The organism is Mesorhizobium sp. M7A.F.Ca.CA.004.04.2.1 (assembly GCF_004022825.1).
Lineage (GTDB): Bacteria > Pseudomonadota > Alphaproteobacteria > Rhizobiales > Rhizobiaceae > Mesorhizobium.
Genome location: NZ_RZPH01000539.1, coordinates 1 through 4078, shown reverse-complemented (window position 1 = coordinate 4078; position 4078 = coordinate 1). Strand labels below are relative to the sequence as shown.

The following is a 4078-nucleotide window of genomic DNA, read 5'->3' as shown; positions in this document are numbered from 1 at the left end:
GAAGCCGTCATTGCTGTCATCGTCACCTCCTTCGAATTCAAAACGATGATGTATTCCTTCGCCCGCCAGGCCAATTGTGTTTCACCGCGGCGCGCTTCAGCTGACATGCCCTGACAGAATCCGGGTCCCTGCCGGCAGAGGAAAATTGTTGCCTTGACATTCGCGGCCTCACGCCCGACTTCCTAGCGCACGACCCCGAAATCGAAGTCGATTTCGGAAAGGATCATGCGCAGAATCTAAAGTGCTACAGCGTCCTTTGCGCGTCCAAGAGGACGTGCGGCGCTGTAGTGTCGAGGAGACCAACCCATGCCAGAGCCCCGACGATCGACAATCGATGCCGGAGAAGTGGAACGCTTTTCCGCCCTTGCCGCCGAATGGTGGAACCCGAACGGCAAGTTCCGTCCCCTGCACAAATTCAATCCGGTCCGGTTGGCCTATATCCGCGACCAGATAGCGACGCGCTTCGGCCGTGACCCACGCGCTGCAAGGCCTTTCGAGGGCCTGCGCATCCTCGACATCGGCTGTGGCGGCGGACTTCTGTGCGAGCCGATGGCGCGGCTTGGCGCCGAAGTCGTGGGCGCGGATGCCTCCGAAACCAACATCGAAGTGGCCAAGCTGCACGCCGCCGAGGGCAATGTCAGCGTCGACTATCGCGCCACGACGGCCGAGGACCTTGCCGACGCCGGCGAGAAATTCGACGTCATCCTCAACATGGAAGTGGTCGAGCATGTCGCCGACATCGACCTGTTCGTCGCCAAATGCGGCGAGATGGTGCGGCCCGGCGGCATCATGTTCGTGGCCACCATCAACCGCACGCTGAAGGCGCTGGGCTTAGCCATCATCGGCGCCGAATATGTGCTGCGCTGGCTACCGCGCGGCACCCATCAGTTCGGCAAGCTGGTGCGCCCGGAAGAGCTCGAAAAGGCGCTGGGCGGCGCCGGCCTGACCATCATCGACCGCACCGGCGTCACCTACAACCCGCTGGCCGACCGCTGGGCGCGGTCGAAGGACATGGACGTCAACTACATGGTCCTGGCGGAAAAAGGCTCGGTCTGATCTTATTCTGAATTCTGGCCTTATTCAGATTTCAGCGGCCTGTAGCCGCCGCGCCAGTAGATCAGCGCCTGGCCGGCATCGTGGGTGCGCACGGCCTCGACCGAGCCGATGACGATGGAATGCGTGCCGCGATCGATCATCTCGTCGAGGCTGCAGTCGAACGCGGCCACCGCGTCCGAAAGCAGTAAAGCTCCGGTCTTGAGCGTCATCCATTCGGCGCCCTCATAGCGGTCCTTGCCCTTGATGCCGCCAAAGCCGGAGAACCGCTCGGCCACGCGCTGATGCTGGGGGCCAAGCGAATTGACGCCGAAATGCCGGTAGCGTTCGATCACCGGCCAGGTCGACGACGACCTGTTGACGCAGGCGATCACCTTGGGCGGCTCGGCCGACAGCGAGACGACCGAAATGACCACCAGGCCGGAGCGATCCTCGCCGGTGCCAGCGGTGATGACGCTGACATTGCCGACGATCAGCCGCATCGCGGCCCGAAAATCCGCGACACCGACAGGATTTGCCTCCGAAGTCGTTGGTTCGGTCATGGGGGTTGCTCCTAGGCCGCCGACTGCATGGCGGCCGCTGCGATACGGATGCCCCGCTGTTCGAGGATAGGCAGGACGGTGTCGCGAAAATACGGGAATTCCTCGACATAGTCGACGAAGGACAGCGTCGAGCCGCGAAATCCGGCCTCGTGCAAGGCGGTGATCCCATCAGCGACCTGTTCGGCCGTGCCGGTGAGCGGGAAGCCGCCATGGCCCGCCGCCATCCGATCGCGGATGAGCGCCAGGAGGTCATGCGGGAACGACTGCGCATGCGCAAATTGCAGCTTCACCAGATTGTCGACGGCTGCCCAGTCGGCATTGGCGCGGGCGAAATGCTCGAGATAATCCTTCGCTTCCTTCTCGGTCGGCCGGCAGACGACATGGGCAAAGGTCAGCACGTCGACAGTGCTGCCGGCGGCGACCGCCTGTTGCTTCAGCGCGGCGATCTCGTCCCTGGAGCGTGACAGATCGATTGCCGGCGTGAACAGGAAGTCCGCATTGCGGACAGCGAATTTGCGCCCTTCTTCCGAGCCGGCGGCGTTGAGGATCGGCAGGCGCGCCGACGGCCGCGGATCGCCAAGCACGTTCTTCAGCTTGAAATAGGTGCCGTCCCAGTCGAACGCCTCGGTGCGATCCCACAGCGCCCTGACGATGTCGAACCATTCCTGTGCGTAGCCGTAGCGTGTGATGTGATCGTCGGGCAGCGTCAGCCCGAGCGCTTCATATTCCGGCTTGTTCCAGCCGGCGACGATGTTGAGGCCGATACGGCCGCGGCTGATCTGGTCGATCGTCGCCAATTGCTTGGCGACGACGACAGGGTGATTGGCCGCCGTGTGGGTGGTGGCGAAAACCGTGATGTTGCGGGTGAGCGCTAGGAGCCCTGCGGCCCAGGTGATCGTCTCCAGCACGTTGCCGTGGAAATTGGTCTCGCCCCCATAGCCGATCCAGCGGGCGATCGGCAGCATGAAATCGATACCGGCGTCGTCGAGCAGATGCGCCAGCCGCAGATTGTTGTCCCAGGAACTGACCCATCGTTCGGGAACCTTGGTGACGGTCATGCCGCCGGAACAATTGGAAGCGAAGGTCCCTAGAAAGAAGGGCTGTGCGTTGGCTGCGGTCTTGTCGAGCATGCTCATCGGTCGCGTTCTCCTCATTTTTAGGTTATATTTTATAATAGAAAGTCTATCATAAAATCATATGGACGCAATCGGCCGGATCGGCGCATGCTGCCGGGCGGGGAGACATGATGAACGACCGGCGCAAACCATTGGAAACACAAGCCAAGCTGCTGGATCGCGGCTGGCATCTGGCGCGGACGCCGCTCGAAATCGACGTCGCCGAAATCGAATATGCGCTGATGCGCTCCTACGAGGCGTTCGGCCACTGGCAGGCGGAATGCCTGGCGACGGTGATCGAGTTTTCCGCCAGCGGGCCGGAAAATGCGCTGCTTCACATCATCAGGATGAACGACCGGCCAAAGAGCGTCCGCGACCTGGCGCAGATGACCAACAGAGACGACATCCCCAACATCCAGTACAGCCTGCGCAAATTGCTCAAGGGCGGCCTGGTCAAGCGAACCGGCAGCGGCAGGGCCGGCGTCACCTACGAGGTCACGCCGCTTGGGTTTCGAGTCACCGAACGCTATGCCGACATCCGGTCCGTCCTGCTCATCGAAGCGGTGACACGCGTCCCGGAGATGGCGGCCAAGCTCGAGGAAGCGGCGCGCACACTGGAGCTGATGACCGGCATCTACGAACAGGCGGCCCGCGCCGCGGCCACTCATCGCCGCCGGCACCCAAGGCCGGAACCCGGTGGCGAAGAGAACGAAACCGACGCCGGCTGAGGCGCGAAAGCACTTACGCCGCCTGCCTTTGCAGCTTCGTGCCGGTCTGGCTTTGTGCCCTGGTGGTGATGAACACGCCCGCGGTGATGATGACCGCGCCCGCCCAGGTCAGCAGCTGATAGTGCTCGCCGAGGAAGATGGTTCCGGCAAACAGGCCGACGGCCGCCGCCACATAACCGATCTGGCTGAGATAGACCGGACCGCCAACCGCCTGCAGCCGGAAGAAGAAGGCGAACATCGCCGATGCCGACGCAACCTGCGCGACCACCACCAGCGGCACGCCGCCGAGTGGCGCGAAAGCCTCGCCGCCGAACAGGAGGAGAATGCCGGCAAGCAGCATCGCCGCCGACGCCAGATGGCTGCCGACGGCAAGCTCGATCGGGCCGGTGCCGTCCGGCCAGTCGACCGTGCGGTAGATGTTGCCGGCGGCAAGGCTGACCGGAACGAGCAACCCCATCGCCACCCAGAACAAATCGGCCGGCTGGCCGGCCTCGCCGCGCGTCACCGCGACCATGACGGCGCCGACGAAGCCGACGGCGATGCCGACAATGCCCAGCATGTTGGGGCGCCGGACACGCAACAGGATCGAGAACACCAGTGTGATGACAGGCGACAGGGTGAACATGATGCCGGTGTAGCC

5 protein-coding genes are annotated in these 4078 nt (G+C 63.3%); 2 read left to right on the top strand and 3 right to left on the bottom strand.

The genetic code is table 11. From position 1 onward, the window contains the following. Positions 1–306: 306 nt before the first annotated feature. Positions 307–1056: a bifunctional 2-polyprenyl-6-hydroxyphenol methylase/3-demethylubiquinol 3-O-methyltransferase UbiG gene (ubiG, locus tag EN893_RS22015; RefSeq protein ID WP_023811162.1), complete on the top strand. Its 750-nt coding sequence runs from the start codon at positions 307–309 to the stop codon at positions 1054–1056. A gap of 20 nt (positions 1057–1076) precedes the next feature. Here the strand turns inward: ubiG and EN893_RS22010 are convergent, their stop codons facing one another. Further along, entirely contained in the window at positions 1077–1595 is a 519-nt protein-coding gene (locus EN893_RS22010; RefSeq protein ID WP_127271356.1) for a flavin reductase family protein, read from the bottom strand. Positions 1596–1606: 11 nt separating this feature from the next. After that, positions 1607–2731: an LLM class flavin-dependent oxidoreductase gene (locus EN893_RS22005; protein WP_127271358.1), complete on the bottom strand. Its 1125-nt coding sequence runs from the start codon at positions 2729–2731 to the stop codon at positions 1607–1609. 107 nt (positions 2732–2838) lie between these two features. Between EN893_RS22005 and EN893_RS22000 the strand changes: the two genes are divergently transcribed. After that, positions 2839–3438 carry a winged helix DNA-binding protein gene (locus tag EN893_RS22000; RefSeq protein WP_245457021.1) on the top strand — a complete coding sequence of 200 codons (600 nt, stop codon included), beginning with the start codon at positions 2839–2841 and terminating at the stop codon, positions 3436–3438. A 13-nt stretch (positions 3439–3451) separates the two neighbouring features. On the opposite strand, the gene EN893_RS21995 is transcribed toward EN893_RS22000, so the two are convergent. After that, positions 3452–4078, bottom strand: a 627-nt coding sequence (locus EN893_RS21995) for a DMT family transporter (RefSeq protein WP_128361773.1), incomplete at its 5' end; no start/stop codon positions are given.